This is a genomic window from Streptosporangium sp. H13245, from assembly GCF_055690525.1.
This window is the reverse complement of the sequence record NZ_JBSZKT010000003.1, coordinates 207,301-234,183: the sequence shown is the minus strand read 5'-3', so window position 1 is coordinate 234,183 and position 26,883 is coordinate 207,301. Positions and strand designations below refer to the sequence as shown.

Sequence of the window (26,883 nt, the reverse complement as noted above, 5' to 3'; positions counted from 1 at the left end):
TCAGAAAAGTTTACGCAGACCAGCGTATATGTCCCTGCTCACTCATGAACGCGTCCACAAAACCGGTGCTGTGCTCACCCGCCGCGAACGACGGCTGCGCGAGCAGGGCGCGCAGCAGCGGGATGGTGGTGACCACCCCAGGCCCCTCCACGGCGAACTCGGCGAGCGCGCGGTCGGCCCTGGCGACGGCCTCCTCCCGGGTGGGCGCCCAGACGACCAGTTTCGCGATCATCGAGTCGTAGTCGGGCGGTATCGCGTCGCCCTGGGCGAACCCGGAGTCGACCCGCACGCCGGGCCCGCCGGGCGGCCGGAAGACCGTGAGGCGGCCGGGAGCGGGACGGAACCCCGCGCCGGGGTCCTCGGCGTTCACCCGGCACTCGATGGCCGCGCCGGTGGGACGGACCCGCTCCTGGGTGAACGACAGGGGTTCGCCCGCGGCCACCCGGATCTGCTCCCTGACCAGGTCGACGCCGGTGAGCATCTCGGTCACCGGGTGCTCGACCTGGATGCGGGCGTTGATCTCCATGAAGGTCGCCTCCCCGCCCGGGCCGACCAGGAACTCCATCGTCCCCGCCCCGGTGTAGCCGACGTGCCGCGCCCCGGCCACGGCGTACTCGCCGAGCCGCCCGCGCACCTCCTCGGGCAGGGCGGGCGAGGGCGCCTCCTCGACGAGCTTCTGGTTGCGCCGCTGCAGCGAGCAGTCGCGCTCTCCCAGGTGCACGACGTTCCCGGCGGAGTCTCCCAGCAGCTGCACCTCCACGTGGCGGGCCACGGGCACGAACCGCTCCAGGTAGACGTCGCCGTCGCCGAACATCCGCCGGGCGAGCGCGGTGGTGCGCCGGTAGGCGTCGCGCAGCTCCGCCCGGTCGCGCGCCACCTCGATGCCCCGCCCGCCGCCGCCCGCGGCGGCCTTCACGATGACCGGGTAGCCGATCTCGGAGCCGATCCGCTCGGCCTCGGCCGCGGAGGGTACGGCGCCGTCGCTGCCGGGCAGGACGGGCAGCCCGGCCTCGGCCATCAGGGAGCGCGCCCGCGCCTTGTCGCCGACGCGCTCCATGACCTCCGGGGCGGGGCCGATGAAGGTGATCCCGCTGTCCGCGCAGATCCTCGCGAAGTCGGCGTCCTCCGACAGGAAGCCGTAGCCGGGGTGGATCGCCTCCGCCCCGGTCTGCAAAGCCGCCTCGATGACGGCGGGCACGGACAGGTAGCTGCGCCGCGACGGGGCCGGGCCGATGTGGACGGCCCTGTCGGCGTAGGCCACGAACCGGGCGTCGCGGTCGGCCGTGGAGTAGACGGCGACGGTCTCGATGCCCATCTCGCGGCAGGTCCTGGCCACGCGCAACGCGATCTCGCCCCGGTTGGCGATGAGTATCCTCGCGAAGCTCACGTGTCGTCCGTCCGCAGCCGCACCAGGACCTGCCCGTACTCCACCGGCTCGCCGTTCTCCGCGACCACCTCGACGACCTCGCCCGCGTGCCCGGCGGCCACCGGGTTCATGAGCTTCATGGCCTCGACGAGGCCGACCGTCTGCCCCGCGTCCACCCGGTCGCCCGGCCGTACGAACGGCGGGGCCCCCGGCTCGGCGGCGACGTAGAAGGTGCCCACCAGGGGAGCGGTCACCGCGTACGACGCGGGCTGCTCCGGCTCGGGCGCCCCGGCGGGCCGCTCGGCGGCGGGTGCGGCGGGCTGGGCAGGCGGGTGGGGGAAGGCCCAGGTCACCTCCAGGGCGCACTCGCCCAGCCGCAGGGAGATGCCCGCCACCGGCCCCGGGACGGTCTTGACCAGGTTGCCGACCTCCTCGCGCAGCAGCCGCATCGCCGCGTGCGCGTCCTCCTCGGGAGCCTGCCTCCCGGTGGGCCTCCCGGTGGTCGGCTCACTCATCCTCGACCACCCCCAGCACGCGGAACCTCTCGTAGCGGTGCTTGCGCAGCTCGTCGCCGTCGAGCCCGGACAGCTCGCGCAGCGATTCCAGTACGGCCGCCCTGAGCGCGTCCATCGCCGCCCGCGGATCCTCCTGGGCGCCGCCCCGGGGCTCCGGCACGACCCCGTCGACGACGCCGAGCCGCAGCAGCTCCGGCGCGGTGATCCGCAGGGAACCGGCCAGCTCGGAAGCGTGCGAGGGGTCGCCGTACAGGATCGCCGAGCAGCTCTCCGGGCTGATCACCGAGTAGACGGCGTGGCGCAGCATCAGGACCCGGTTGGCCACCGCCAGGGCCAGCGCCCCGCCGCTGCCGCCCTCGCCGACCACGGTGGCGACCACCGGCACGGACAGCTCCGACATCCCGGCGAGGCACTCGGCGATCGCCCAGGACTGCCCGCGGTCCTCGGCTCCGACCCCCGGAGCCGCGCCCTGGGTGTCGACGAGGGTCACCACCGGCAGGCCGAGCCGGTCGGCGAGCCGCATCAGCCGCAGTGCCTTGCGGTAGCCCTCGGGATGGGCGAGACCGAAGTTCCTGGCGACGAGCTCCCCGGTGTCGTGTCCCTTCTGATGACCGATGATCATCACGGGTGTCCCGTCGAGGAGGCCGGTGCCGCCGACGATCGCCGGGTCGTCGCCGTGCGTGCGGTCCCCGTGGAGCTCCACGAAGTCCGAGCACAGGTGCCAGATGTAGTCGAGGGCCGTCGGGCGCCGGGTGTCGCGGGCCAGCCGCAGGGTCTCCCCGGCCGTCGCCGCGCCGGACAGCTCGTCCGGGTCGCGGATCACCGTCGCGGGCCCCGGGGGGAGCGGCGTTCGCCGAGCGGTCCCGGCCTGTTCGTCCCCGGTACGGGCGGTCGTGGACAGGAGCCGGGCGAGCAGGGGACGCAGGCCCTCGCGGGGTTCGACCCGGTCGAGCATGCCGCGCCCGGCGAGGTACTCGGCGCTCTGGAACCCCGGGGGAGGCGTCTCGCGGGTGGCCGAGGCGATGACGCGCGGCCCCGCGAAGCCGACGAGCGCGCCGCGCTCGGCGATCAGCACGTCTCCCAGGGTGGCGAAGGAGGCGGTCACCCCGCCGAAGGTGGGATCGGTCAGCACGCAGACACTGAGCACGCCCGCCCGCCGCAGGCGCCGCATCGCCTGGGCGGTCTTGCCCATCTGCATCAGCGACAGGCAGCCCTCCTGCATGCGGGCGCCCCCCGAGGCGACGGCCAGGACCAGCGGCACGCGCTCGCCCAGCGCCCGCTCGCAGGCGCGGGTGACGGCCTCGCCGACCGCCGAGCCCATGCTGCCGCCGAGGAAGGAGAAGTCCATCGCGGCGACGACCACGCGGTGGCCGCCGATCGTCGCGGTGCCGTGGAGGACGGCGTCCCGCAGGCCGGTGCGCTCGCGCGCCCGCGCCAGGCGTTCGGTGTAGGGCAGGGAGTCGGTGAAGCCCAGCGGGTCGCCGCCGCGCACCTGGGGGGCGGGCTGGAAGGAGCCGTCGTCCACCAGCGTGCGCAGCCGCTCGGCGGCGCCCAGCCGCCGGTGGTGGCCGCACTCGGGGCAGACGCCCCGCGTACGGGCCAGGCGGGGGACGTACACGATGGACGCGCAACCGGGGCAGTGCGACCACAGGCCGGTCGCGGTGGCCGGGGCGGCGGGAGAGATCGTCACAGGGCGCGCTCCTCGGGGGTCCAGTGGTAGAACCGCCGCGCCATCGCGTCGGCGGGGCCGCGCCAGGTGTCCGGGTCGTACGGCCTGACGTGCGGGTCGAGCTCCCGGCTCAGCCGCAGGAAGTCCTCGCGCCCGCGGGCCGTGGCCATCGCCTCGGCGGCGGAGCCCTCGAACTCGACGTGGTGGAAGTAGAGGTCCCGGTAGAGGAACAGGTCGCGGCGCGTCACCCCGAGCGCGCGGGGCAGCTCACCGGCGTCGGACTCGCCGAAGAGGCGGGAGACCTCGCCGGAACGGCCGGGGGTGAGGCGGGCGACGATCAGGATCTGGTCGGGCACGGGCACTCCTCGGTGGCCGGTCCATCGGGTCCGTCCCACCGTAGGAACCGCCCCCGGCCGCTGTCGCCCGCCGCCGGCGTGAATCCGGGACTCCTCCGGGGAGGGGACCGCCTCCTTCCCCGAGGGGAGCCGTGTCCCTTTCCCCGGCACCTCTCCCGGTGCCTTTCCGGTTTTCTCGCGGGCCGGACGGGCGCGCGAGACAGCCGGGCACACCGGGCACGCCGGTCGGCGGGCTCGTGTTTTCGCGGGCTCGCGGGCTCGCGGGCTTGCGGGCTCGCGGGCTTGCGGGTTCGTGGCTCGTGTTTTCGCGGGTTCGTGGGTCGCGGGTTCGTGGAGACGGGCCGGACGCGAGACGGCCGCCTCCCCGGAGGGAGACGGCCGCCGTCGCGCGCCGGAGCCGTGTCAGCCCCGGGGAGTGGCCGCCACCAGGCCGTTCTCGTACGCGAAGATCACTATCTGGACCCGGTCGCGGACCCCGAGCTTCTGGTAGAGGTGCTGGACGTGCGACTTGATCGTGCTGTCGCCGAGCACGAGCGTGCGGGCGATCTCGTCGTTGCCGTAGCCCCGTACGAGCAGGCGGAACACCTCGCGTTCCCGTTCGGTGAGCTGGTCGAGCACGGCGGTCGGCGCGGCCGAGAGCACCGGGCGCCTGGCGAACTCGTCGATGAGCTTTCTCGTCACCGAGGGCGACAGCAGGGCGTCGCCCTCGGCGGCCTCGCGCACGGCGTCGACCAGCCGGTCGGTGGGCGTGTGCTTGAGGATGAAGCCGCTGGCCCCGCTGCGCAGCGCCTCGAAGACGTGCTCGTCCTGGTCGTAGATGGTCAGGATGACGACCTTCGCGGGATAGTCGGCACCCAGCTTGCAGATCTCCCTGGTGGCGGTGATGCCGTCCATGCGCGGCATGTTGATGTCCATCAGCACGACGTCCGGGCGGAGCGACTTGACCGACTGCACCGCCTGGATCCCGTGCCGTGCCTCCCCGACCACCACGATGTCGGGGACCCCGTCGAAGACGGCGTGCAGGCCGCTGCGGATCAGCGGCTGGTCGTCGGCGATCAGGACACGGATCTTCCGCATGGCTGGTCCTCTCTGAAGATGGCGGGGGTCACGGGAATGACGGCCCGGGTGACGAACCCGCCCCCGGCCAGTGGCCCCGACTCCAGGTGGCCTCCCTGCTCCGCGACCCGCTCGGACAGGCCGGGCAGCCCCGTGCCGCCCTGCCTGCCGGGCACCCGCCTGCCGGGAGGAAGCGCGGGAACCGCCACGGCCATCACGCCGGGACGCGTCTCGTTGACCACCGAGACGCTCAGCTCGTCACCGAAGCAGACGTCCAGGTGGATCGGTCCTGTGTTGTGCTTGAGCGCGTTCGTCAGGGCCTCCTGGGCGACGCGGAAGGCGGTCTTGGCGACCTCGGGCGGCACGTGGCGCTCGTCGGCGATGTTGCGCAGCCGCAGGGCCAGGTCGGGGACGGGAAAGCGCCCGGCGAGCTCGGTCAGCCTGGTCGACAGCGGCACCCCGTCGTCGCCGCGCGGAGGTTCTTCCCAGGAGAGGCCGCGTGGCGGCTCCTTTCGCGATGGGCCGCGCGGAGGTTCCTCCCACGCGGGGCCGTGCAGCGGGTCCCGCTGACGCGGGAGCCCGTGCCGTCCCCGTGGCGGAGGCTCCTGCCGCAGGGCGGCCAGGGTTTCCCGCAGGTCCTCCAGGGTCGCCTGGGCCGTCTCCTCGATGATCTGGGCCACGTGGTGCCCCGTCACCGACGAGCCGGACAGCCGTCTGGCCTGGAGCGCGATGACGGTCAGGCCGTGGCCCACGCCGTCGTGCAGGTTGCGGGCGATCCAGCGCCGCTCGCTGAGCAGGAGCATCGCGATGCTCTCGCTCCCGGCCGGTGTGGTCCGGGCGTGGCGGGCGTCGATCGTGGACGACACGATGGCCAGGATCACGGCCACCGTGGAGCACAACAGATCGGTCCAGCTCAGCTCGGAGACGAGATAGCCGAGGAAGTCGCTCACCGGACCCACCCCGTTGGGGTCCGTTGAGATCGGCTGATCGATGAACATGAGAGGTGCTTGCATTTCAGGGTTGTTTTGCCCCGTCGTTCCCCCATGAAAGGTGAGCGTAGTCAGAAAAGGTGGCTATATCAAGCAAATCATATGGGGCGTCACAGAATTCATTAAGATTCTATTCTTCGGGTACGCGAGATGGAGATCACATACCGGGAAATGTTCTCCGGGCGGCGTCCGGGACAATTCGATGGGCTCCCGCCAGCGGATACCACCGGCTCGCGTGTCATTCAAGTGGTCTGTGAGTTCTCACAGAGAAGCCTTGGAAATTCTTAAGATCCACCCGCCGGGCCGTCTTATACGCGATGGCTGGATATGTGGGTAAAGCGGTGCGAATCATCGCGTGCGGCATTGCTCCAACGGTGTTTTGAAGTAAAAGTGGGGCGGGTTATGTGCCCGGCGTAATGGCGCCCCGCGCCCCCGTACGACCCCGTGGTGCGGGGGCGCGGGCTCCCACCGGCGGCGGAGACGACCCCACCGAGGGGGGACCGGCGGGTTCGGTCACGGGGTGGAAGACAGCCGGACCCCCCGCGAACAGGCTGGTTCCCGAAGGCGGCGGACGGCCGCCACCGGCCAAGGGAGACCGCGATGCGGCGCTACGCGATCACTTTCCAGATCAGGCCCGGCACGGAGGCGGCGGTGCGGGAACTGCTGTCGGGCTACGCTCCCCCCGACACGGAGACCCCCGACGGGACACGCCTGCTCAGTACGTCGATCTTCATGCACGGCACCACGGTCGTCCGCGTCATCGAGATCGACGGCAACCTGCCGAGCGTGATGGCGCACCTGGCCAGGCAGCCGGGCATCCAGAGACTGGAACGCGAGCTGGACGCCCACCTCGCGGTCCCCCGCGACATGGGCGACCCCGGGGGCGTGCGGGCCTTCTTCATGTCGGCGCTGATGGACCACGTGACCACCCGCGTCGCGGAGCCGGTCCGAGCGGAGCCGGTCCGATGAGCGACCCCGTCTTCCTGATCACCGGAGCCACCGGGCAGCTCGCCGGGCCCGTGATCGAGCGGCTCGGCGGCCGGGGCGACCGGCTGCTGCTCACCGGCCGTGACAAGGACCGTCTCGACGGCCTGCGGCGGCGCTACGGGGTCGCCGGGCGGATCGAGACGCTGGCCACGGACGTCTCCGACCCCGAGGGCGCCCGCCTCGCCGCCGACGAGGCGATCGGGCGCTTCGGCCGTCTCGACGGCCTGGTCCACCTGGTCGGCGGCTTCCGGGCGGGACCGCTGTTCCTGATGGACGCCGGGACCTACGAGCGGATGCTGCGCGACAACTTCCTGTCGGCGGTGACCGCCACCCAGGCGGTCCTGCCGCACCTGACCGAGGGGGCGCGGCTGGTCTACTTCAGCACCCCGCTCGCCGACGAGCCGCTGCCCGCGCTGTCGGCCTACACCGCCGCGAAGGCGGCCCTGGTCGCCTGGGTCCGTTCCATCGCGCACGAGGTGAAGCGGAGCGGCATCCACGCCAACACGGTCGTCATGACCATGGCGGACACACCGGACAAGCGCAGGGAACGCCCCGGGATGAACTTCGACCACACCGTCACCCCCGAGCTGGTCGCCAGGGTCGTGGAGTTCCTCACCGGCGAGGCCTCGGACGGCCTGTACGGCAGCTGCGTCCCGGTGCTGGGCCGGTTCGAGTTCACCTCCGAGCTCGGCGGCCCCCCGCCCGGGGTGGGAGGCCCCCGATGAGAGCCAGGATCGTCTTCCTCGTCAGGGTGCCCGCCGAACGGCGGGAGGACTTCCTGGCGGCCTACGAGAAGATCCGCTACCAGGTGTCCGGAGGCGTCCCCGGGCACCTGAGGGACCAGGTCTGCCAGTCGGCCACCGACCCCGAGCAGTGGCTGATCACCAGCGAGTGGCGCGAGCTGGCCGACTTCCTCACCTGGGAGGCGGCCGAGGAGCACCGCGAGCTCGTCGGGCCCCTGCGCGCGTGCATGACCGAGGCCCGCTCCCTGCGCTTCCTGGTCCGCGAGGAGACGGGGTCCCCCGTGGCCGCCGCCGTCGCGCGGGAGCCCTCGTGAAGGTGATCGTCGTCGGGGGCGGCATCGGCGGGCTGACCGCGGCGCTCGCGCTGCGGGCCGCGGGAGCCGAGGTCACCGTGCACGAACGCGCCCCTGACCCGCGCGCCGCACGGGCGGGACACGGCCTGGTGCTCTGGCACAACGCCGTACTGGCCCTGCGCGCGCTCGGCCTGGAGCCCGAGGTCGGGAAGATCGGTCACGAGCTCCACCGGCACCTGTTCCAGGACGCGCGCGGCCGCAGGATCGCGGAATGGTCGATGGCACGCATGGCGGGACACTTCGACGCCCCCGTCCACGCCGTCGGCCGCCCCGGGCTGCACGCCCTCCTCGCCGACCGGGTCGGGGACGACCTCGTGACCGGCTCCCGCTTCACCGGCCACACCGCGACCGGGGACGGCGTCGTCGCCCGGTTCGACGGGGGCCGCGAGGAGCGGGCCGACCTGCTCGTCGGCGCCGACGGGCTGCGCTCGGCCGTACGCGCCGCGCTGCTCCCCGGCGACCCGCCGCCCCGCTACGCCGGGTTCACCGCCTTCCAGGGGGTGATCCGGCTGCCTGGCTCGGGGGTGCCCGAGCACACCTTCCTCAGCACGTGGGGCCGGGGCCGGTGGTTCGTCTGCTACCGGCTCGCCGACGACCGCGTCTACTGGGACGGGGTGCTCGGCGACCGGATCTCCCCGAGGCTCGGCGAGAGCCCCCTCGGCCTGCTGGCCGCGGAGTTCGACGGCTGGCCGGAGCCGATTCCCGGCCTGATCGCGGCCACCGGGGCGGACGACGTCACCCCGGTGCACATCTTCGACCGCCCCCCGCTGCGGCGCTGGAGCCACGGCCCGGTGACGCTGCTGGGGGACGCGGCCCACCCGATGACGTTCAACCTCGGCCAGGGGGCCGGGCAGGCGATCGAGGACGCCCTCGTGCTGGGCGAGGAACTCGCCCGCGGCGACGTCCCGGCGGCACTGGCCGCCTACGAGGCCCGGCGGGTGGACCGCACCACCCGGATGGTCCGGCGGTCGCGGGCCAACGGCGAGCTGACCCGCTGGCGGCACCCGGTCGCCTGCGCGGCGCGGGACGCGTTCATGCGCCTCACGTTCGACCGGCTGGTGTACCGCGCGACGTACCGGCTCACCATGGCCGTCGACTTCACCGGCTCCACCGGTCTCAGCGGCCTTACCAGCTCTACCGGTTTCACCGAGGACAGAGGTTCCGCCGGTGACGGGGACCTCGCGGAAGACAGGAGCGGGGCGTGACCGGACCCACGGGGGAGCCAGGGCCGCCCACGGGCGTGAGCCGCACCGCGGTGGTGATCACCCAGGCCAGGGAGGCGGAGAGCGCGCGGCCCGACCGGCTCTTCGACGACCCGCTCGCGGGCCCGCTCGTCGAGGCCGCCGGGCGGATCACCGGGATCAGCGAGGCGGGCCGCCACGCCGCCGAGCACTTCGTCCTGCGTACCCGCTTCTTCGACGACCGGCTGCGCGAGGCCGCGGGGGCGGGCCTGCGGCAGGTGGTGCTGCTCGCCGCAGGGCTGGACACCCGCGCCTTCCGGCTGTGCTGGCCCGAGGGCACCCGCCTGTTCGAGGTCGACCTGCCGGACCTGGTCTCCTTCAAGGAGAGGGCACTGGCCAGTCAGGGCGCCCGGCCCGCCTGCGACCGGACGGTCGTCCCCGCCGACCTGCGCGAGGACTGGCCGTCGGAGCTGCTGGCCGCGGGCCTCGACCCGGACGCGCCGATCGCCTGGCTCGTCGAGGGCGTGCTGATGTACCTCACGCCGGACGACGCGGGGAGCGTCCTCGGCCGCGTCTCCGAACTGTCGCTCCCCGGCAGCAGGCTCGCCGTCGAACACGTCAACAGGGCGTACGCCGAGCTGCCGCAGATGCGGCCCGCCATGGGCAGGCTCGCCTCCACCCGGGCCGCCTGGCGGTCGGCGGTGGAGGACCCGGTGGCCTGGCTGGCCGGGTACGGCTGGCGTGCCACGGTGACCCACCAGGCGGGCCTCGCCCGGGAGCTGGGCCGTCCCCTCCCCGCGATGGCCGACCCCCGCGCGGTCGGCCAGGCCCGGATCTGGCTGGTCGACGCCCGGCGAGACGACGGCTGACGCCGTGGGACACCGGTCCGTGACCTCCCGGGACGCGGTCCGGTTCCTCGGAAGGGTCGGTCCGTCCCTCCGAGACACCCGGCCCGCGCTTCCCGGGACGTGGGCCGCTTCCTCCGGGAAACCGGATCCGCGTTCCCCGGCCCACCGACCCGGCGCTTCCCAACACACCGACCTACGGCCTCACAAGGACATACCGACTCGCGCCTCACAGAACACCGCCCCGCGCCCCACAGGACACCGCGCCCCGCGTTTCCCGACACACCGATCCGCGCCTTCCAGGACACCGACCGACGACAGGAACCGATGACGATGCCATTCACCGACGAGAACGTGCGCGAGCTGCTGCTCTCCGTGGGCCTGGACCCCGCGGCCGGGGACGACGCCCTGGGGCTCAGCTTCGACGAGCTGGACCTCGACTCCCTGGCCAGGGTGGAGATCGCCACCCGCATCCAGGACCGGTTCGGCGTGGACGTGGAGGAAGAGCTGACGGCCCAGGCCACGCCGTCCCTGATGAGGGACCTCGTGACCGAGCGGCTGGCCGCGACCGGCGCCTGAGGAGGCGAACGCACACCATGATCGGACACACCGACAACACGATCGAGATCGACGCGCCCATCGGATTCGTCTGGGACCGGACGAACGACGTCCGGGCCTGGCCCGAGCTGTTCTCCGAGTACGCCAAGGTGGAGGTCCTCACCGAGTCGGACGACTCGGTGACCTTCCGGCTCACCATGCATCCCGACGAGCAGGACCGCGTCTGGTCCTGGGTGTCGGAGCGCTCCTGGGACCGCGACACCTGGACGGTCAGGGCACGCCGGGTGGAGACCGGGCCGTTCGAGTTCATGAACATCACCTGGGTCTACGAGGAGCTCGGCCCCGACCGTACCCGCATGCGCTGGACGCAGGACTTCCACATGAGGCCCGGGGCGCCCGTCGACACCCGGGGGATGACCGACCGGATCAACGCCAACTCCGCGATCCAGATGGCGCTGATCAAGGAGAAGGTGGAGAGGAGCCGCCGCCGCGTCGTGGGGTTCCACGACGTGCCGTCCAACACCCGGCGCGGCGGCGACCTGCGCACCCTGGTCTCCCCGGTGACCTGCGGTTCCTCGTCGGGCTTCTGCGGGGCCGTGCGCCTGGCGCCCGGGGAGGGCGTCTCCGAGCACTACCACCCCTACTCCGAGGAGTACGTGTTCGTCGCGACCGGGACGCTCAGGGTGGACCTCGACGGTGAGCCGCTCACCGTCGGCGCCGAGCAGGCGCTGCTGATCCCCCGCGAGGTCAGGCACCGCCTCACCAACGTCGGCGACGACGACGCGCTCGTGGTCTTCCAGCTCAGCCCGCTCGCCCCGAGCCCCGAACTCGGGCACGTGGACACCGAGCCGTACCCCGAGAAGGTGGGACCGTGAGACGGGTCGCCGTCACCGGCATCGGGGTGATCGCCCCGGGCGGGGTGGGCCGGGAGGAGTTCTGGAACCGGATCGTGGACGGCAAACCGGCCATCCGCCGGGTCACCGCCTTCGACCCGTCCCCGTTCCGCTCCCAGATCGCGGCCGAGATCGACTTCGACCCGGCCGCCCACGGGCTCACCCCGCGCGAGATCCGGCGCATGGACCGCTTCACCCAGTTGGCCGTCGCCGGCGCCGACGAGGCGCTGGCCGACTCCGGCCTCGACCTCGGCGCGGCCGATCCGGAACGGGCCGGGGTCAGCCTCGGCTCGGCGGTCGGGGCCACCATCACCCTTGAGGAGGAGTACGTGGTCGCCAGCGACCGGGGCACGGACTGGGAGGTGGACCACCGTCACCTCAAGCCGTTCCTCTACCAGTCGCTGGTGCCCTCCAGCGCGGCGGCCGAGCTGGCGGTCCGGTTCGGCCTGAACGGCCCGGCCGCCGTCGTCTCGACCGGCTGCACCTCCGGCATCGACGCCATCGGCCGGGCGTACCGGCTCATCCAGGACGGCGAGGCGGACATGATGCTCGCCGGGGCGTCGGACGCGCCGATCTCCCCGATCACCGTGGCGTGCTTCGACGCCATCCGCGCCACCAGCCCGAGCAACGCCGAGCCCGAGACGGCCTCGCGTCCCTTCGACGCCGGGCGCAGGGGCTTCGTGCTCGGTGAGGGCGCGGCGGTGCTGGTGGTGGAGGAGCTGGAGCACGCCCGGCGGCGCGGCGCCCGCGTCTACTGCGAGATCACCGGCTACGCCGCGCGGGCCAACGGCTTCCACATGACCGGGCTGCGGCCCGACGGCCTGGAACTGGGCGAGGCCATCGTCCACGCGCTCGACCAGGCCGCGCTCAATCCCGAGGACATCGGCTACGTCAACGCCCACGGGTCGGGGACCAAGCAGAACGACCGGCACGAGACGGCCGCCTACAAGCGCAGCCTCGGCGACCACGCCCGGCGGGTGCCGATCAGCTCGATCAAGTCGGTGATCGGCCACTCGCTCGGCGCGATCGGCGCGATCGAGATGGCCGCCTGCGCCCTCGTCCTGCAGCGGGGCGTGGTCCCGCCCACGGCCAACCTGACCGTCCCCGACCCCGAGTGCGACCTGGACTACACGCCCCTGGTCGCACGCGAGGTGACCGCCGGGCACGCGCTCTCCGCGGGCAGCGGCTTCGGCGGGTTCCAGTCCGCGATGATCCTCTCCGAGCCGGAGGCGGTCCGATGAGCGACCGCAGGGCGGTCGTCACCGGGCTCGGTGTGGTCGCCCCGACGGGCGTCGGCGTGGCCGGGCACTGGGAGGGATCCCTGTCCGGGCGGAGCCGGATCGGCCCGGTGACGTCGTTCGACGCCACCGGGTCGCCGGTCGGGCTGGCGGGGGAGGTCACCGGCTTCGACGAGCGCGAGTACGTCGACAGCAAGCTGCTGGTGCAGACCGACCGGTGGACCTGGTTCGCCGTCGCCGCCACCCAGCTCGCCCTGGCCGACGCCGCCCTCGACCCCGCCAGGGAGGACCCGTTCGACCTGTCGGTGGTGACCGCCGCCGCCTCGGGCGGGAACGCCTTCGGCCAGCGCGAGATCCAGGCGCTGTGGAGAGAGGGGCCGCGGGCGGTGAGCGCCTACCAGTCCATCGGCTGGTTCTACGCCGCGAGCAGCGGCCAGCTGTCCATCAAGCACCAGCTCAAGGGTGCCTGCGGGGTGCTGGTCGCGGACGCGGCCGGGGCGATCGACGCGCTGGCCGAGGCGGCACGGCTGATCCGTGCCGGTACCGAGGTCGTCGTGACCGGGGGCACCGAGGCGCCGCTGTCGCCGTACGCGCTGGCCTGCCAGGCCGGTGAGGCGGCGGTGAGCCGCGCGACCGACCCCGCCCGCGCCTACCGGCCCTTCGCGCCCGACGCGACCGGCCACGTCCCCGGCGAGGGGGGCGCGATCCTCATCGTGGAGGACCGGCACAGCGCCCTCGGCAGGTGTGCCCCGACGGTCTACGCCGAGATCGCCGGGACCGCCTCCACCCACGACGCCCACCACGTGAGCGACCCGGCCCCCGACCACCGTCAGTACGCCAGGGCCATGCGCGAGGCGATCGCCCGTGCCGGGCTCGGCCCGGACGACGTCGGCGTGGTCTTCGCGGACGGGGCGGGGGACGTGGTCAGGGACTCCCTTGAGGCGGCGGCGCTGCGGGAGGTGTTCGGGGACCGCCGCGTGCCGGTGACGGTGCCCAAGACGATGACCGGCCGCCTGTGCTCCGGCGGCGCGGCCCTCGACCTCGCCTGGGCGGCCCTGGCCCTCGCCGAAGGGGTGATCCCGCCGACCGTCGGCACCGTCGCCCCCGAGGGCATGGACCTGGTCACCGAGCCCAGGAGGGTGGAGGGGCTCTCGGCCGCGCTGGTCGTGGCCCGAGGCTCCGGCGGCTTCAACTCCGCAGCGGTGCTCACCGCCGTCTGACGGCCCGGAGAGGGAAAACGTGAACGGCCACCGCCTTCCCGGGGCGGTGGCCGTTCCGCTGTCCGGGGGCTTTTCGTGGTGGTGCTGTTCCGCTGTCCGGGGGTGGCCTTTCGCGGTGATGTCGTTCCGCTGTCCGGGGGGCACTTCGCGATGGTGCCCCCTTCCACAGTCCGGGGGTGGCTCTCCGCGATGATGCCGTTCCGCTGTCTGCGAGCCTTTCGCGATGGTGTCGCTCCACTGTCCGGGCGCGGCTTTTCGTGGTGGTGCCGTTCCGCTGTCCGGGCGTCGCTTTTCGCGGTGCCGCCATCTCTGGCGGGTCGCCCGGAGAGGGGACGGGTGAACGGCCACCGCCTGTCGCGGGCGGTGGCCGTTCACGCTGTCCGCCGGACCCCGGGCCCCGGATGGTGGTCCGGGGTCCGGCGGGTTCTGGGGCGGCTCCGGGATCGCCGAGGTCTCCATCGGGTAAGGCCGGTCCGGGAGGAGTCAGACCGGCTCCGGGATCCGGGCGGGCTCGGGGTTCTCCCTCCTCAGCGGTGAGGGCTCCACCCGCAGGAGCCGCGCGGCCCAGGTGGGCAGCCACCAGTTCCAGCGGCCCATCATCGCGACCACGGCCGGGACCAGGACGCCGCGGATGAGGGTGGCGTCCAGGAAGATGCCCAGGGCCAGGCCGCTGGCGAACACCTTCACGTCCAGCTCGGGGGTCATGGCCAGCGCGGTGAAGGAGATGAACAGGATCAGCGCCGCCGAGGTGACCAGCCGCCCGGTGCGGCCCACGCCCTCGATCACCGCGTGCTCCGTGCTGCCCGACCTGTCGTACTCCTCACGCATCCTGGCCAGGATGAACACCTCGTAGTCCATGCTCAGGCCGTACAGGAAGGCGAAGATGGTGAGCGGCACGAACTCGCCGATCGAGCCGGTCGGCTGGATGTCCAGCAGTTCCCTCGTCCCCCAGCCGAACTGCCACAGCAGCACCATCGCGCCGATCACCGCGCCCAGCGAGAGCAGGTTGAGGACGATCGCCTTCAGCGGCAGCAGCAGCGAGCGGAACGCCCGCGCCAGCATGACGAACGTGACCAGCGCGATCAGGCCGAGCATCCAGGGGAACGCCCCGTAGGTGCTCTCCTGGAAGTCCATGCTCTGCGCCGCGTTGCCGCCGACGCGCGCGGTGGCCGGTGCCGCCTCGCGTACCCGGGTGATGGTCGCCTCACCGGCCTCGGTGCCGTTCTCCGAGGTCGGAAGCACGGTGATGACGGCGGTGCCCTGGCGGCGCCAGGACGGGTCGTCGGGGGCGAGCACCGCGGACACGCCCTCCACGTCCCTCAGCCGTTCGGCGGCCAGGCCTGGGTCACCGGTCACCAGGACGTCGAACGGGGTGATCGAGCCCTCGGGGACGCCCGCCTGGCGCAGCGCGGACAGCCCCTCGTGGCCGGGGCCGGTGGCCAGCAGGTTCTTGCTCTCCGGCAGGCCGAGGTTGACGTTCAGGGCGGTCACCGTCAGCGCCACCAGCAGCCCGCCGGTGAGCAGGGTGGCGAGCACGCGCATCCGCACCACGCCGCGTGCCCACGCCGACCAGGCCCGCCCGGCCCGTGCCTCGCGCTGGAAGGGGAGCTCGTCCCGGCCCGCGCGGGCGCGCCTGCGGTCGAGCCGCTGCCCGGCCAGGGCGAGCAGCACCGGCAGCACGGTCAGCGTCGTGGCCACGCTCATCGCCGCGATGATCATCCCGGCGAGGCCGAGGCTGCGCAGGAACGGCACCGGCAGCACCACCATGGTCACCAGGCCGACCGCGACCGCCACGCCGCTGAACAGCACCGCCCGCCCGGCGCCCGCCATGGCCCGGTGCACGGCCTCGTCGCCGCGGTGCCCGCCCGCCTGTTCCTCCCGCCAGCGGGCCACCAGCAGAAGCGAGTAGTCGACCGCGATGCCCAGGCCCAGCAGGGGCATCGTGGTGAGGGCCACGTCGTGCACGGTCGTCACCAGCGTCAGCAGCAGGATCACGATGAACGACAGGAAGACGGACAGGACCGAGATGAGGAGCGGTACGAAGGCCAGCGCCGAGCGGAACACCAGCAGCAGGACGGCCACCGCGGCGAGCACCCCGATACCGATCTTGGCGGGCACGTCCACGCCGCCCGCGTCCACGCTCGGCGCGAGGGTGTCCAGGCCCGTCACGTGGACGCTCGTGCCCGCGGGCAGCACCGGGGTCATCGCCCCGGCGATGACCGGGCTCTCGTCCGGCGTCTCCCCGAGGCCGCCGCCCGGCGGGCTGCCGTCGGAGTAGGTGCCGGGGAAGACCAGCCCGAACGTGGTCCGGCCGTCGGTGCCGATCAGCCGGGGGTCGCCGGTGCTCGCGTAGGAGACCACGCGGGCCTTGGGGAGTTTGGCGGAGACGGCGGCGAAGGCGCGGCCGATGACCTCTTTGCTGTCCTCGGCGCGCGTTCCCTCAGGAAGCACGACAACTGGGACAAATGGCCGTTGATAACCGCCATTTCCGTAGATTCTGACGATTTCCCGATTAGCATCGAAAGCGGGCATTCCCGCATGTGAGTATTCCTCGGAGAGCCGCTGAATCGCGATCGGCGTCGCGCCCATGCCCACCAGGAATCCCAGGACGGCGAGCAGGGCGATCAGCCCCTTGCGCCGCAGTACGAAAACCGAGATTCTCTCCATGGCCTCCAGTGCAACAAAACGATCTTCAATGGTTGTGTGGTCGTCCTTAGAGCGGCCTGTGAATCGCTCTTCACAGAGTTTTCTATGGTCTTTTTAAGATCCTCCGGGTGAGACTTGTCGGGTGAGCCGCATACTGGTCGTAGATGACGAGCCCTATCTCGCCGATCTCGTCGCAACTGCACTTCGCTACGAGGGGTTCGAGACGGCGATCGCCGGGACGGGGGCCGCGGCGGTGTCGCTGGCCGAGACCTTCGGTCCCGACCTGATCGTCCTGGACGTGATGCTGCCCGACGTGCTCGGCACGGAGGTCTGCCACCGGATCAGGTCCACGGGCTCGGAGGTGCCCGTGGTCTTCCTCACCGCCCTCGACGCCACCGAGGACAAGATCGGCGGGCTGACCGTGGGAGGTGACGACTACGTCACCAAGCCGTTCAGCCTGGAGGAGCTCATCGCCAGGATCCGCGCCGTGCTGCGCCGGACCCGGCGGACCGGCGCCGAGGGCGGCCGGGTGACCTTCGCCGACCTGGTCATCGAGGAGGACGCCCACGAGGTGTGGCGCAACGGGCGGCGCGTCGACCTCACCCCGACGGAGTTCAAGCTGCTGCGCTTCCTGGCGGCCAACGCGGGCAAGGTCGTCTCCAAGCGGCAGATCCTCGACTACGTGTGGGAGTACGACTTCGGCGGCAACGACGGGGTCGTGCAGACCTACATCAGTTACCTGCGCCGCAAGGTCGACGCGTCACACCCGCCGCTCATCCACACCGTGCCCAGGGTGGGATACGTCCTGCGCCTGCCGAGGGAAGACTGATGTCGCTGCGGACCCGCCTCGTGCTGACCGTCGTGGGCCTGGTGGCCCTGGCGCTCGGGACGGCGGCCGGGGCGACGTTCGGCGCGCTGCAGGACTGGCGCGGCCACGGCAGCGCCCGGCTGCTCGCCCTGACCACCCCCGAGGCACTCGTGGCCGCCTCCGACGAGCTGACCGAACGCGTCGCCCTGGTCATGATCGGCTCCTCGGCGTTCGCGCTCGTCTGCCTGACCCTGCTCGCCACCCACCTGATCCGCCGGGGGCTGCGCCCGCTGGACCGCATCGTCGAGACCGCGGCGGCCATCGGCGAGGGCAACCTGGAACGCCGCATCGAGGCGGCGCCCGCCACCGGGGAGGTGGGCCGTCTGGGCCACGCGCTCAACCAGATGCTCGCCCAGATCGAGGAGGCGTTCCGCGAGAGGGGGGCGTCGGAGGACCGGCTGCGCCGCTTCGTCGCCGACGCCTCCCACGAGCTGCGCACTCCGATCGCCTCCATCCGAGGCTACGCCGAGCTGTTCCGGCGCGGCGCGGACACCCGGCCCGAGGACCTGGCCAAGGCCATGCGCAGGATCGAGGCCGAGGCCACCCGGATGGGCTCCCTGGTCGACGAGATGCTGCTGCTGGCCCGCCTCGACCAGGGCCGTCCCCTGGAGCGCGCCCCGGTGGAGCTGACCGCGCTCGCCGCCGACGCGGTGGCCGACACCCTCGCCATCGAGCCGCTCAGGCCGCTGTCGCTGGAGTGCGACGGACCCGTCGAGGTGCCCGGCGACGCCGCCAGGATCCGCCAGACCGTCGGCAACCTGCTGGCCAACGTGCTCAGCCACACCCCCGAGGGGACCGCGGCGGTCGTCAGGATCCGGGTGGACGACGAGCACGCCGTGGTCGAGGTGGCCGACGAGGGGCCCGGCCTCACCGAGGAGCAGGGCGCCCTGGTCTTCGAGCGCTTCCACCGGGCCGGTCACCCCCGCGACGGCGCCCGCCAGGGGGGCGCGGGCCTCGGGCTGTCCATCGTCGCCGCCGTCGCCGCCGCGCACGGCGGCGACGCCACGGTGACCTCCCGCCCCGGCGCCGGGGCCACCTTCCGCGTACGGTTCCCGCGCGGCGCGGGCGACCACGGCCGGGCGGCGGACGCGGCGCGAGGCGACGACCCCGGCCCGGCCCGGAGCGCGGCGCGGCACTGACACCCCCGGCCCGGTACGCGAAGGTCCCGGCCGATGTCGCACCGGACCTCCCCGGCGGCCGGGCCTTCCCGAAAGACGAGCCTTCCCGACGGCCTGACCTTCCCGACGGACGGGCTTTCCCGGCAGCTGGGTCTTTTCGGCAAGGGACACCGGGGCAGTGAACGCCCGCCGCGTGAGGCGCGGTGGGCTCAGCTCAGGACGTGACGCAGCGCGGCGGTGGCGACGGCCGCCGCCGCGAGGACCACCAGGAACGGGGCGCGCAGCAGAAGTGCCACGACGGCGGCACCCATCCCCGCGGTACGCGGCCAGTCGAGGTGCAGCGCCTGCCCCGCGCCGAAGGTCTGCACCGCGATCAGCGCCGCCAGCAGGGCCACCGGCACCAGCGTCGCGAAGCGCTGCACCCCCGGGTGGTCGAGGAGGCGGCGCGGCGCCGACAGCCCGGCGAGCTTCAGCGCGTAACAGGCGGCGCAGGTGGCGACGACGGCCCACCAGATGGTCATTTGGGTCTCCTCGGGATCACCGCGAGCACGGTCACTTGGGTCCTCTCGAAATCACCGCGAGCACGGTCACCTGGGCTTCCTCAGGATCACCGCGAGCACGGCCACGGACGCGAGCAGCACGGGCACGCCCGGCGGGGTGAACGGGGTCGCGGCCAGCGCGACCGCCGCGCCGCCGCCCGCGATCAGGCGCAGCGCGCGGGCCTCGGCGCCGCCCCCGGTGAGCCGGGGCCACAGGATGGCGAGGAACGTCGCGGGGCCGACCGCGTCCAGGCCGAACACCGAGGGGTCGGCCACCCAGGAGGTGCCCAGCGCGCCGACCAGGGTGGTGGCGTTCCAGGTCACGTAGAGGCTGGCGAAGGTGACCAGGAACGCCGTCCTGGTCGACTCCTCGTCCGGCTGGGCCAGGGCGACCGCCGTCGTCTCGTCGATCACCCCGTGGGCCGTCAGCGGCCTGCGCCATCCCCGGAGGTCGAGCACCCCGGCCAGGCGGAGGCCGTACAGGCTGTTGCGGGCGCCCAGCAGCATCGCGCCCGCCGTGCCCGCGACGAGGTTGCCGCCGCCCGCGACGACGCCGACCAGGGCGAACTGCGACGCGCCGGTGAAGGCGAACAGGCTCAGCACGCACGCCTGCGCGACGCTGAGCCCCGCGGTGACCGCCGCGGCGCCGAAGGCCACCCCCGACAGCCCGACGGCGACCCCCACGCCCAGTCCGTCCCTGACCGCGGAGGAACGAGTGGTTGTTTCCATGGGAGGTGAGCTTATGTCCGCTTTTAAGCCCTGGTCTTGTACGTTCCTGCGCGCTGGTACGCGGCCGGTGGCACGCCGACCGTCCGGGTGAAGTGCCTGCTCAGATGGGCCTGGTCGGTGAATCCCACGTCCCCGGCGACCTGCGCCGGAGGTGTTCCCGCCTGCAGCAGCCGCCGGGCCCGGATGATCCGCAGCGTGTTCAGGTAGGCGTGCGGAGGCAGCCCGGTGGCCGTCTTGAAGGCCCGGATCAGGGCGAAGGGTCCCGTGTCCACCGCCCGCGCCAGGTCCTCGATCGTGGGCGGGTCGACGAGCCGTTCGTGCAGGATCTCCCTGGCACGCCGTACCGCCGGGTCGTTGTCCCGGCGTGGCGCGTCCGCGGGACGGCGGGAGGCGTGGCGGGTGAGCAGCGCGGCGAAGGCCGTGCGGGCCAGCGTCGAGGAGGTGAGGTCGTCGTTCCCCTCCGCGGCGTCGTGCGCGGCCCGCAGCAGCGCGACGGTGGGCCGGTGGTAGGTGACGGTCTCGGGGAAGCTGGGGGTGCCGTGCCCGGCCATCAGCTCGGCGGCGATCCCGGAGACGAACTCGACCGAGGGGTACAGCACCCGGTAGGACCACCCGTCGGGGACGCCCGCGTGGCCGTCGTGGACTTCATGGGGGTTGAGCATGGCCAGGCTGCCCGGACCCACGCGGTGGACGCTGCCCCGGTAGGCGAACTCCTCCAGCCCGGACAGGACCATCGCGATCGCGTAGCTGTCGTGCGCGTGCGGCGGGAACCGGTGGGTCACGTATCTGGCCTTGAGGAGTTCCACCCCCGGCAGGGCCGGGGTACGCCAGAAACGCGCTCTCTCCAGGCCGCTCATGATCGGAAGGTCCTGGTGAACGTGTCGAAGAACGAGCGGTCCCACCCGGAGGCCGGGCTCTCCCAGTAGATCGCGTACGGCTTGTCGGCGAGGGTGCGGAAGCCCCGGTCCAGGACGCGGGTACGGACCCCGTTCTTGAGGTAGAGGAACTCCCAGTCGGCGGCCGGCACCCCCCGGTACGTCAGCGAGGTGATGCCGATCCGCCGGTAGCCGGGCCAGACGTTGTCGGCCCTCCCGGCCTTCTCCACCTTCTGCCAGTGCCTGACCGGGTTCTTCTCCGGGTCGTCGGTCGACTCGATCCACAGGACACCGCTCGCGCCGGGGGCGCGGAACTCCACCCTGTCGCGGCCGGAGAACCGCTTGACCTGCCAGCTTCTGGGCACCGCGACGGAGAAGCCCATCGGGTCGCGGTGCAGCCGCCAGCCCGTGGGGATGGTCCTGGCCGGACGCGGCGTCGCCTCCGGGGTGGCGGACGTCTCCGGTGGCGTGGAGGGGGTGGGTTCGGTGATCGGGGCCGTGACGTCGGCCCGGTTGTCACCGGTGTCCGCCGGGGCGCCGGGATCCCGCAGGAGCAGCCACGCGCCGACCCCGACCGTCACCGCGAGCGCGGGCACCCCGGCCAGGAGCGCGAGCCGCCCCGCCCTCGCCCGCCGCGCGGGCTCGGTCCCGGTGTCCGTGGGCTGCTCCCGCCCCGGCCACGAGCCGGGAGACGAGAGGGGCGACGACGAGGGCGACGAGGGCTCGGAGCCGTACGCCCGCTGCCCGGAACGCGCGTGCGGAGGCAGCTCACGGTGCGCGTACGGCTGCCCGGGGTGCGTGTACGGCTCGGAGGGTGTGTACGGAGGCTGCCCGGGGTGCGGGTAGGACTCGGCGGGTGTGTATGGGGACTGTCCAGGGTGCGCGTACGGGGCGGAGGACGGGTACGGAGGCTGCTCGGGCCGGGTGCGCGCGGCCGGGGGGTGGGACCGCTCGGGGTGCGTGTGCCCGGACGCGTACGGGGACTGCCCGGGGTGGGTGTGCGCGGCCGGGTGGCGGGGCTGCCCGGGACCGCCCGGCGGGTCACCGTACGCGGGCTGCCACGCGTCTCGCGCCGCGTTCTGCGCCGTCTCCCACGCCGTGTCCCGCGCTGGGTTCTGCGCGGTGTCCCGGAGCGGGGGCGGGTCGGCGCGCGGCGGCTCGGGCGGGAATCCAGGGGAGCCGGGGGAACCGGGAGAGCTGAGGGAGCCGGGAGAGCCGTACGCCCGCGCGGCCCGCCCGGAGACCGGCCCGGGGGAGGAGGCGCGGCCGAGCAGGGCCTCGGCCTGGTCGGGGACCATCCGGGCAGCGGGATCCCTGGCCATCAGCCCGAGGATCACCATCGACAGCGGACCCGAGTGGGTCATGGGGCTCGGCTCGCCGTGCAGGACCGCCATCATGGTGGCGGCGGCCGTGGCCCGCTCGAACGGCGGACGACCCTCCAGGGCCGCGTACAGCGTCGCCCCGAGCGACCACAGGTCCGACTCGGGGGTGGCGGGCAGCCCGTGCAGCCGCTCGGGAGGCAGGAACGCGGGGGTGCCGACCATCGCGCCCGTACGGGTGATGCCGGTCTCCTGCGTCATGGAGGCGATGCCGAAGTCGGTCAGCACCACCCGGCCGTCGTCGGCCAGCAGCACGTTCTCCGGCTTGACGTCGCGGTGCAGCACCCCCTCGGCGTGCGCGGCCCGCAGCGCGCCCAGCACGTGCAGCCCCACCGAGGCGACCCGCTCGGGAGGGAGCGGCCCGCCCGAGCGGACGATCTCACCCAGCGACCGGGACCGGACGAGCTGCATGACGATCCAGGGACGCCCGTCCTCCTCGACCACGTCGTGCACGATGACCACGGAGGGGTGGTCGAGGCGCCCGGCGGTCCTGGCCTCGCGGATGGTGCGCCGGTTCAGGTCGGTGCGGGCGGCCTCGTCGACCCCCCGGTAGCGGACCTCCTTGACGGCCACCACCCGGTCGAGAAGCTCGTCGTGGGCGCGCCAGACGATGCCCATGCCGCCCTCGCCGATGTGTTCGAGCAGCCGGTAGCGGCCCGCCACCTTTCTCTCCGCCATCCCCGCCCTCCCAGGTCACCCACCGCAGGCGGTAGGGCTCCCGCTCACTTTTTCGAGGAGAAGGTCGCGGTGAACCCCTCGAAGAGGTGCATGTTCTTCTTCCAGTCCTTGGACAGGGTATGCCAGTAAATCGCATACCCCCGGCCGCCCTTGGTGACGAACCCTCTGTTGATCACGCGGGCCTTGCCCGAGTTGGTGTTCCAGGTGAACTCCCAGTCGGCGGCCTTCACCATGTACTTGACGTTCGCGATCCGGACCCGCTCGTAGCCTTTGAACTGGCCCCGCATGACCTTCTCCTGGTTCTCCCAGTCCTTCTTCGGGTCGGGACCCGCCTTGTCGACGTACTCGACGAAGACGAAGCTCGTCCGTTCGGGCCCGCGGAACCACACCTGCTGGCCGGGCCGCTTCTCCACGGACCACCCCTTGGGCAGGCCGATCGAGAAGCCGTTGGAGTCCTTGTGCATCCTCCAGCCGGAGGGGAGGGGGGACTTCTCCTCCGTCTTGGTGGGACTCGGGCTGGCCGATGGGGAGGCCGAGGGCTCCTCCGGCGAGGACGACGGGGACGCGGGGGAGGACGGTGACGTCTCCGGGCCCGGCGAGCCCTCCGAGGTCGTCTCGGCGGCGCCGCTCGGGGCGTTCGACGCGCTGGACGCGCCCGGTTCGCCCGGCCTGGCCTGCGGGGTCTCGGTGTCGTCGCCACTGCGCAGGCCGAGCCAGCCGGCGATCCCGCCGACGATCAGCAGCGCGGGCAGGAGCACCAGCAGTCCCCGCCTCACCGGGGAGGTGCCCGACCTCTGGGGGGCGAGGGTGTCGGCCTCGTGGCCTCCGTAGGCGGGGGCCGGGGGAGCGGGCTCGGCCCTGGACGCGGAGGCGGGCTCCCGTTCCCTGGCGGGCTCCGGCTCGCGTCCCACGGGTGGGAAGGGGTTGGGGCGGGAGGCGGGCCTCTGACGCTCGGATCCCGGCCCCGTCTCCGGTTTCGCTCCCGGTTTCACGGCCGGTGGGGCGTCCTCGCGGCTCGTCGCGGGTGCGGCGGGCCTCTTCCCGGTGGCGGGGCCCGCGGACGCGGAGGGCGCCGTGCCCGGCTTCGTCGCGCGGACCGTCGCGTCGGCGGCGGCGGGCTCGGGCTGCGCGTCGGCGGCGGGTCTCGGTTTCGGGGCGAACCTGGGCAGGACCGGCGCCACGGCCTCGGCGGCGGGCTCGTTCGAGGTGGGCTCGGGCTTCGGGGCGGGGCCGGGCTTCGGGGCGGGCTCGGGAGCGGGTTTCGGCTTGGGAGCGAACCGGGGCAGGACCGGGGGCGCAGAGACCTCGGCCCTGGACGGGACCGGGGGCGCCGCGGCCTCGGCGGCGGGCCTGGGCTCGGGCTTCTTCCCGGCGGCGGGCTTCGGTTTCGGGGCGAACCTGGGCAGGATCGGTGGCGCGGCCTCGGCGGCGGAGGACGCGGGGGGAGCGTCGGTGGCGGGACGGCCCGCCTTCGAGCTCGCTCCGGCCTCGGGAGCCCGCGGACCCGCTCCGGCGTCGGGAGCCTGGCCGTCCTTCGCCGCGGCCTTCTCCGGTGCGGCCTCCACCTTCTCCGCGGAACCTGCCGCCGCGGGGGCGGGCTTCGGCCGTACGGCGGCGGCCTTCCCCGGCTCCTCGCTCCCGGAGTCCCGTGCATCCTGGGCGTCCCTGGAGTCCTGGGAGCGGGAGTCCGAGGGTACGGAGTCCAGTTTCGCGCCCGTCTCGGGGACGGCGCCGGGCTGGAAGCGAATCCCGGGATCGGTCTCGCCCCCCGGGCTCACGGCGGGCATGACGGCGGTCCTGGCGGGCCGGGCGCTCCCGCCCTCGGCCACCCTGCGCAGCAGCCGCTCAGCCTCCTTGTAGGGCATACGCAGCGCCGGATCCTTGCGGAGCAGCCCTTCGAGGACGGGGGCGAGCGGCCCGGCGTGGACCGGGGGCTCGGGCTCGTCGTTCAGGATGGCGTGCATGGTCGGCAGCGCCCCGCCCCGGTCGTGCGGGGGCTTGCCCTCGACGGCGGCGTACAGGGTCGCGCCGAGCGACCACAGGTCGGACTCACGCTGCGCGCTGCCGCCCTTGATGCGCTCCGGCGGGATGAACGCGGGCGTGCCCGCGATGCCGGTCATGGTCAGCGCGGTCTCGGCTTCGAGCGTCGCGATGCCGAAGTCGGTCAGCACCACCCGGCCGTCGTCGGCCAGCAGCACGTTCTCCGGCTTGACGTCGCGGTGCAGCACTCCCTGGGCGTGGGCGGCGCGCAGCGCCTCCAGCAGCTTGAGGCCGATCTCCGCGACCCGCCGAGGCGGCAGCGGCCCGTCCTGGCGCAGCACCTTGCCGAGGGAGCGCGACTCCACCAGCTGCATGACGATCCAGGGACGCCCGTCCTCCTCGACGACGTCGTGGACGACCACCACGTTCGGGTGCGTCAGGCGCCCGGCGGCACGCGCCTCGCGCTTGGTGCGGCGGTTGAAGTCTTCCTGGTTGTCCTCGCCGAGCATGTCGGCGTAGCGGACCTCCTTGATCGCGACCTCACGGTCGAGGAGCTCGTCGTGGGCCCGCCACACGATGCCCATGCCACCCCGGCCGATGGCTTCGAGCAGGTGGTAGCGGGAGGCGATACGTCGCCCCTCGGGCTGTGCTTCGGCCATCAACCGGCTTACCTCCTTCTGAACCCCCGAATACTCTCATAGCCCGGTAAAGTGATCGACTCACACGCCGCAGGGGGGTCCATATCCTGAGACGCGCTGTCCAGTACGTGGCGGATGTCGGGAAGATGACTTAAGATTGACCCTGTGACCTGTCATTTCGCGTTCATTGAGCCGGCTCGGGAGAGCCGGTCGTGACAGTGTGAACTAGCGACCAGCCGGAGCCGGGCACGAGGCGGAGACACGGAGTCTCTGCCTTTTTCTCTTCACGAACCTCTTTCCACGTACCTCCGCATGAACCTCTCTTCACGAATCTCTCTGCACGAAGTCCCTTTCCGAACGGCCGCCGGCTCGCGGGACGCGTGCCGGCCGAACCTGGGGAGCCTCATGTCGTCCACCGCACGGTGCACGGTACACGCGGAACGCGCGGCGGTGCGGCTGGGCGCGCTCACGGTGGGTGCCGGTCCGGCCGTGGTGATCGGCGGGCCCGGCGCGGACGCCCACTGGATCAGCCTGCGAGACCACCGCGAAGGGGTCTCCGCGGCCGACTCCGTGGCGGCGGCCCGCGCCCAGGGGGCGGGACCGGTCCTGGTGGAGCCGCTCTCCGTGGAGGACCTGCCGCTGATCGCCGAGGGGGCCGACGGCACGGTGGTCGGCGCGGCCTGGATGCGTGACTCCGGGCTGGTACGCGCCGCCGCCAGGCTCGGCCTGCCGGTGCTCGTCCAGCGCGACCCCTCCGCGACGCTGGAGGAGTGGCTGGAGGTCGCCGGTCACTGCGAGGCGGAGGGCAACGACGGGGTCGTGCTCTGCGAGAGCGGCGGCCGTACCCCCCTGGGCTCCCTGGGCGCGACCACCCCCGACCTGGCCCTGATGCGCGCGGCGCGCGAGAGGTCGGGCCGCCCGGTCCTGGCCGGTCTCGGCGCCGACCCCGCGCTGGCCGCCGCGGCGGTCGCCGCCGGTGCCGACGGCCTGCTCCTGGACCTCTCCTCCGGCGAGCGGGACGCGCTGGCCGCGCGCGAGGCCGTACGGATCGTCGGTGCCCTCACCCGCAGGGAGACCCCCGACTCGGTGCCCGCCGCCCGCGAGGCCATCGACCGTGTCGACGCCGCTCTCGCCGTCCTGCTGGAGCGCCGCGCCGAGCTGGCCGGGACCATCCAGCGCCTCAAGCCCGTCGGGGGCTTCGCCGGTCGCGACGCCGACCGCGAGCGCCGCCTGGTCGCCGAGATGGCCCGCCGCGCCCCCGCCCTGGGCGAGGCCAGGCTCGCCCCCATCATGAACGCCGTCATCGAGGCGGGTCTCCACCTCGCCGAGGAACGCCGGTCCGCGCACCGGGACCGAGGCCGGGACTGAGGGGGACAGAGTGAGGGGAGCCCGAAGGGGAGGCGACCCGAAGCGCATGAGTCACTTTCGAAACCCAGATTTGGATACGCTTTCCCCGCCGACGGT

At 73.2% G+C, this 26,883-nt stretch carries 24 protein-coding genes and 1 pseudogene; 13 read left to right on the top strand and 12 right to left on the bottom strand.

What is annotated here, in order from left to right; translation table 11 throughout:
* Nucleotides 1–10: 10 nt before the first annotated feature.
* From ACW9TB_RS07935 to ACW9TB_RS07910, 6 genes are all read right to left on the bottom strand, one after another.
* On the bottom strand, nt 11–1,387 hold the full coding sequence (locus ACW9TB_RS07935; RefSeq protein ID WP_472747277.1) for an acetyl-CoA carboxylase biotin carboxylase subunit: 1,377 nt from the start codon (nt 1,385–1,387) through the stop codon (nt 11–13).
* The gene (locus ACW9TB_RS07930; protein WP_472747276.1) at nt 1,384–1,881 is read right to left on the bottom strand and encodes an acetyl-CoA carboxylase biotin carboxyl carrier protein; all 498 of its coding nucleotides are present in this window, start codon (nt 1,879–1,881) and stop codon (nt 1,384–1,386) included. The genes ACW9TB_RS07935 and ACW9TB_RS07930 overlap by 4 nt, the downstream gene beginning before the upstream one ends.
* Nucleotides 1,874–3,571: an acetyl-CoA carboxylase carboxyltransferase subunit alpha gene (locus ACW9TB_RS07925; protein WP_472747275.1), complete on the bottom strand. Its 1,698-nt coding sequence runs from the start codon at nt 3,569–3,571 to the stop codon at nt 1,874–1,876. Before ACW9TB_RS07925 ends, ACW9TB_RS07930 begins: the two co-directional genes overlap by 8 nt.
* The gene (locus ACW9TB_RS07920) at nt 3,568–3,906 is read right to left on the bottom strand and encodes a TcmI family type II polyketide cyclase (protein ID WP_472747274.1); all 339 of its coding nucleotides are present in this window, start codon (nt 3,904–3,906) and stop codon (nt 3,568–3,570) included. The genes ACW9TB_RS07925 and ACW9TB_RS07920 overlap by 4 nt, the downstream gene beginning before the upstream one ends.
* A 402-nt stretch (nt 3,907–4,308) precedes the next feature.
* Nucleotides 4,309–4,983 (bottom strand): response regulator, encoded by a 675-nt coding sequence (locus ACW9TB_RS07915; RefSeq protein WP_472747273.1) that lies wholly within the window; start codon nt 4,981–4,983, stop codon nt 4,309–4,311.
* Nucleotides 4,962–5,912, bottom strand: a complete 951-nt coding sequence (locus tag ACW9TB_RS07910) for a sensor histidine kinase (protein ID WP_472747272.1) — start codon at nt 5,910–5,912, stop codon at nt 4,962–4,964. The genes ACW9TB_RS07915 and ACW9TB_RS07910 overlap by 22 nt, the downstream gene beginning before the upstream one ends.
* 639 nt (nt 5,913–6,551) lie before the next feature.
* Here ACW9TB_RS07910 and ACW9TB_RS07905 point away from each other — a divergent pair.
* The 9 genes from ACW9TB_RS07905 (at nt 6,552) to ACW9TB_RS07865 (ending at nt 13,969) form a co-directional block, all read left to right on the top strand.
* The gene (locus tag ACW9TB_RS07905) at nt 6,552–6,920 is read left to right on the top strand and encodes a SchA/CurD-like domain-containing protein (RefSeq protein WP_472747271.1); all 369 of its coding nucleotides are present in this window, start codon (nt 6,552–6,554) and stop codon (nt 6,918–6,920) included.
* A complete protein-coding gene (locus ACW9TB_RS07900; RefSeq protein ID WP_472747270.1) occupies nt 6,917–7,663 on the top strand; it encodes an SDR family NAD(P)-dependent oxidoreductase in 747 nt (248 codons plus the stop codon). The genes ACW9TB_RS07905 and ACW9TB_RS07900 overlap by 4 nt, the downstream gene beginning before the upstream one ends.
* Nucleotides 7,660–7,995, top strand: a complete 336-nt coding sequence (locus ACW9TB_RS07895) for an antibiotic biosynthesis monooxygenase family protein (RefSeq protein WP_472747269.1) — start codon at nt 7,660–7,662, stop codon at nt 7,993–7,995. Before ACW9TB_RS07900 ends, ACW9TB_RS07895 begins: the two co-directional genes overlap by 4 nt.
* Entirely contained in the window at nt 7,992–9,239 is a 1,248-nt protein-coding gene (locus tag ACW9TB_RS07890; protein ID WP_472747268.1) for an FAD-dependent oxidoreductase, read from the top strand. Before ACW9TB_RS07895 ends, ACW9TB_RS07890 begins: the two co-directional genes overlap by 4 nt.
* Complete coding sequence (locus tag ACW9TB_RS07885; RefSeq protein WP_472747267.1) at nt 9,236–10,084, top strand: SAM-dependent methyltransferase; 849 nt, start codon at nt 9,236–9,238, stop codon at nt 10,082–10,084. Before ACW9TB_RS07890 ends, ACW9TB_RS07885 begins: the two co-directional genes overlap by 4 nt.
* A gap of 309 nt (nt 10,085–10,393) precedes the next feature.
* A complete protein-coding gene (locus ACW9TB_RS07880; protein ID WP_472747266.1) occupies nt 10,394–10,639 on the top strand; it encodes a phosphopantetheine-binding protein in 246 nt (81 codons plus the stop codon).
* Between the two features lie 17 nt (nt 10,640–10,656).
* Nucleotides 10,657–11,493 (top strand): cupin domain-containing protein, encoded by an 837-nt coding sequence (locus tag ACW9TB_RS07875; protein ID WP_472747265.1) that lies wholly within the window; start codon nt 10,657–10,659, stop codon nt 11,491–11,493.
* Nucleotides 11,490–12,752, top strand: a complete 1,263-nt coding sequence (locus ACW9TB_RS07870; RefSeq protein WP_472747264.1) for a beta-ketoacyl-[acyl-carrier-protein] synthase family protein — start codon at nt 11,490–11,492, stop codon at nt 12,750–12,752. Before ACW9TB_RS07875 ends, ACW9TB_RS07870 begins: the two co-directional genes overlap by 4 nt.
* A complete protein-coding gene (locus ACW9TB_RS07865) occupies nt 12,749–13,969 on the top strand; it encodes a beta-ketoacyl synthase N-terminal-like domain-containing protein (protein WP_472747263.1) in 1,221 nt (406 codons plus the stop codon). The genes ACW9TB_RS07870 and ACW9TB_RS07865 overlap by 4 nt, the downstream gene beginning before the upstream one ends.
* Nucleotides 13,970–14,452: 483 nt before the next feature.
* Here the strand turns inward: ACW9TB_RS07865 and ACW9TB_RS07860 are convergent, their stop codons facing one another.
* Nucleotides 14,453–16,420: an MMPL family transporter gene (locus ACW9TB_RS07860; protein WP_472747262.1), complete on the bottom strand. Its 1,968-nt coding sequence runs from the start codon at nt 16,418–16,420 to the stop codon at nt 14,453–14,455.
* A gap of 337 nt (nt 16,421–16,757) precedes the next feature.
* Here ACW9TB_RS07860 and ACW9TB_RS07855 point away from each other — a divergent pair, with 337 nt between their 5' ends.
* Together ACW9TB_RS07855 and ACW9TB_RS07850 are read left to right on the top strand one after the other, a co-directional pair.
* Nucleotides 16,758–17,444: a response regulator transcription factor gene (locus ACW9TB_RS07855; RefSeq protein ID WP_329093144.1), complete on the top strand. Its 687-nt coding sequence runs from the start codon at nt 16,758–16,760 to the stop codon at nt 17,442–17,444.
* Entirely contained in the window at nt 17,444–18,622 is a 1,179-nt protein-coding gene (locus tag ACW9TB_RS07850; RefSeq protein ID WP_472747261.1) for a sensor histidine kinase, read from the top strand. Before ACW9TB_RS07855 ends, ACW9TB_RS07850 begins: the two co-directional genes overlap by 1 nt.
* A gap of 188 nt (nt 18,623–18,810) precedes the next feature.
* On the opposite strand, the gene ACW9TB_RS07845 is transcribed toward ACW9TB_RS07850, so the two are convergent.
* The 5 genes from ACW9TB_RS07845 to ACW9TB_RS07825 all read right to left on the bottom strand — a co-directional run bounded on the left by ACW9TB_RS07845 (nt 18,811) and on the right by ACW9TB_RS07825 (nt 25,440).
* Nucleotides 18,811–19,122: an AzlD domain-containing protein gene (locus ACW9TB_RS07845; RefSeq protein WP_472747260.1), complete on the bottom strand. Its 312-nt coding sequence runs from the start codon at nt 19,120–19,122 to the stop codon at nt 18,811–18,813.
* A gap of 66 nt (nt 19,123–19,188) precedes the next feature.
* Complete coding sequence (locus tag ACW9TB_RS07840) at nt 19,189–19,869, bottom strand: AzlC family ABC transporter permease (protein WP_472747259.1); 681 nt, start codon at nt 19,867–19,869, stop codon at nt 19,189–19,191.
* A gap of 23 nt (nt 19,870–19,892) precedes the next feature.
* Entirely contained in the window at nt 19,893–20,726 is an 834-nt protein-coding gene (locus ACW9TB_RS07835; protein ID WP_472747258.1) for an AraC family transcriptional regulator, read from the bottom strand.
* Nucleotides 20,723–22,801, bottom strand: a complete 2,079-nt coding sequence (locus tag ACW9TB_RS07830; protein WP_472747257.1) for a serine/threonine-protein kinase — start codon at nt 22,799–22,801, stop codon at nt 20,723–20,725. The genes ACW9TB_RS07835 and ACW9TB_RS07830 overlap by 4 nt, the downstream gene beginning before the upstream one ends.
* Before the next feature lie 44 nt (nt 22,802–22,845).
* On the bottom strand, nt 22,846–25,440 hold the full coding sequence (locus ACW9TB_RS07825) for a serine/threonine-protein kinase (RefSeq protein WP_472747256.1): 2,595 nt from the start codon (nt 25,438–25,440) through the stop codon (nt 22,846–22,848).
* A gap of 291 nt (nt 25,441–25,731) precedes the next feature.
* Here ACW9TB_RS07825 and ACW9TB_RS07820 point away from each other — a divergent pair.
* Together ACW9TB_RS07820 and ACW9TB_RS07815 are read left to right on the top strand one after the other, a co-directional pair.
* Nucleotides 25,732–26,331, top strand: a pseudogene (locus ACW9TB_RS07820) (hypothetical protein); the annotation flags it as partial.
* Between the two features lie 135 nt (nt 26,332–26,466).
* On the top strand, nt 26,467–26,787 hold the full coding sequence (locus tag ACW9TB_RS07815) for a chorismate mutase (protein WP_472747583.1): 321 nt from the start codon (nt 26,467–26,469) through the stop codon (nt 26,785–26,787).
* Nucleotides 26,788–26,883 lie beyond the last annotated feature (96 nt).

Excerpts from the sequence above, each read along its gene's own strand:
- ACW9TB_RS07865 (WP_472747263.1), top strand. The coding sequence starts at position 12,749 with ATGAGCGACCGCAGGGCGGTCGTCACCGGGCTCGGTGTGGTCGCCCCG.
- ACW9TB_RS07880 (WP_472747266.1), top strand. The coding sequence starts at position 10,394 with ATGCCATTCACCGACGAGAACGTGCGCGAGCTGCTGCTCTCCGTGGGC.
- ACW9TB_RS07825 (WP_472747256.1), bottom strand. The coding sequence starts at position 25,440 with ATGGCCGAAGCACAGCCCGAGGGGCGACGTATCGCCTCCCGCTACCAC.
- ACW9TB_RS07845 (WP_472747260.1), bottom strand. The coding sequence starts at position 19,122 with ATGACCATCTGGTGGGCCGTCGTCGCCACCTGCGCCGCCTGTTACGCG.
- ACW9TB_RS07840 (WP_472747259.1), bottom strand. The coding sequence starts at position 19,869 with ATGGAAACAACCACTCGTTCCTCCGCGGTCAGGGACGGACTGGGCGTG.
- ACW9TB_RS07915 (WP_472747273.1), bottom strand. The coding sequence starts at position 4,983 with ATGCGGAAGATCCGTGTCCTGATCGCCGACGACCAGCCGCTGATCCGC.
- ACW9TB_RS07850 (WP_472747261.1), top strand. The coding sequence starts at position 17,444 with ATGTCGCTGCGGACCCGCCTCGTGCTGACCGTCGTGGGCCTGGTGGCC.
- ACW9TB_RS07930 (WP_472747276.1), bottom strand. The coding sequence starts at position 1,881 with ATGAGTGAGCCGACCACCGGGAGGCCCACCGGGAGGCAGGCTCCCGAG.
- ACW9TB_RS07905 (WP_472747271.1), top strand. The coding sequence starts at position 6,552 with ATGCGGCGCTACGCGATCACTTTCCAGATCAGGCCCGGCACGGAGGCG.
- ACW9TB_RS07895 (WP_472747269.1), top strand. The coding sequence starts at position 7,660 with ATGAGAGCCAGGATCGTCTTCCTCGTCAGGGTGCCCGCCGAACGGCGG.
- ACW9TB_RS07835 (WP_472747258.1), bottom strand. The coding sequence starts at position 20,726 with ATGAGCGGCCTGGAGAGAGCGCGTTTCTGGCGTACCCCGGCCCTGCCG.
- ACW9TB_RS07875 (WP_472747265.1), top strand. The coding sequence starts at position 10,657 with ATGATCGGACACACCGACAACACGATCGAGATCGACGCGCCCATCGGA.
- ACW9TB_RS07830 (WP_472747257.1), bottom strand. The coding sequence starts at position 22,801 with ATGGCGGAGAGAAAGGTGGCGGGCCGCTACCGGCTGCTCGAACACATC.
- ACW9TB_RS07900 (WP_472747270.1), top strand. The coding sequence starts at position 6,917 with ATGAGCGACCCCGTCTTCCTGATCACCGGAGCCACCGGGCAGCTCGCC.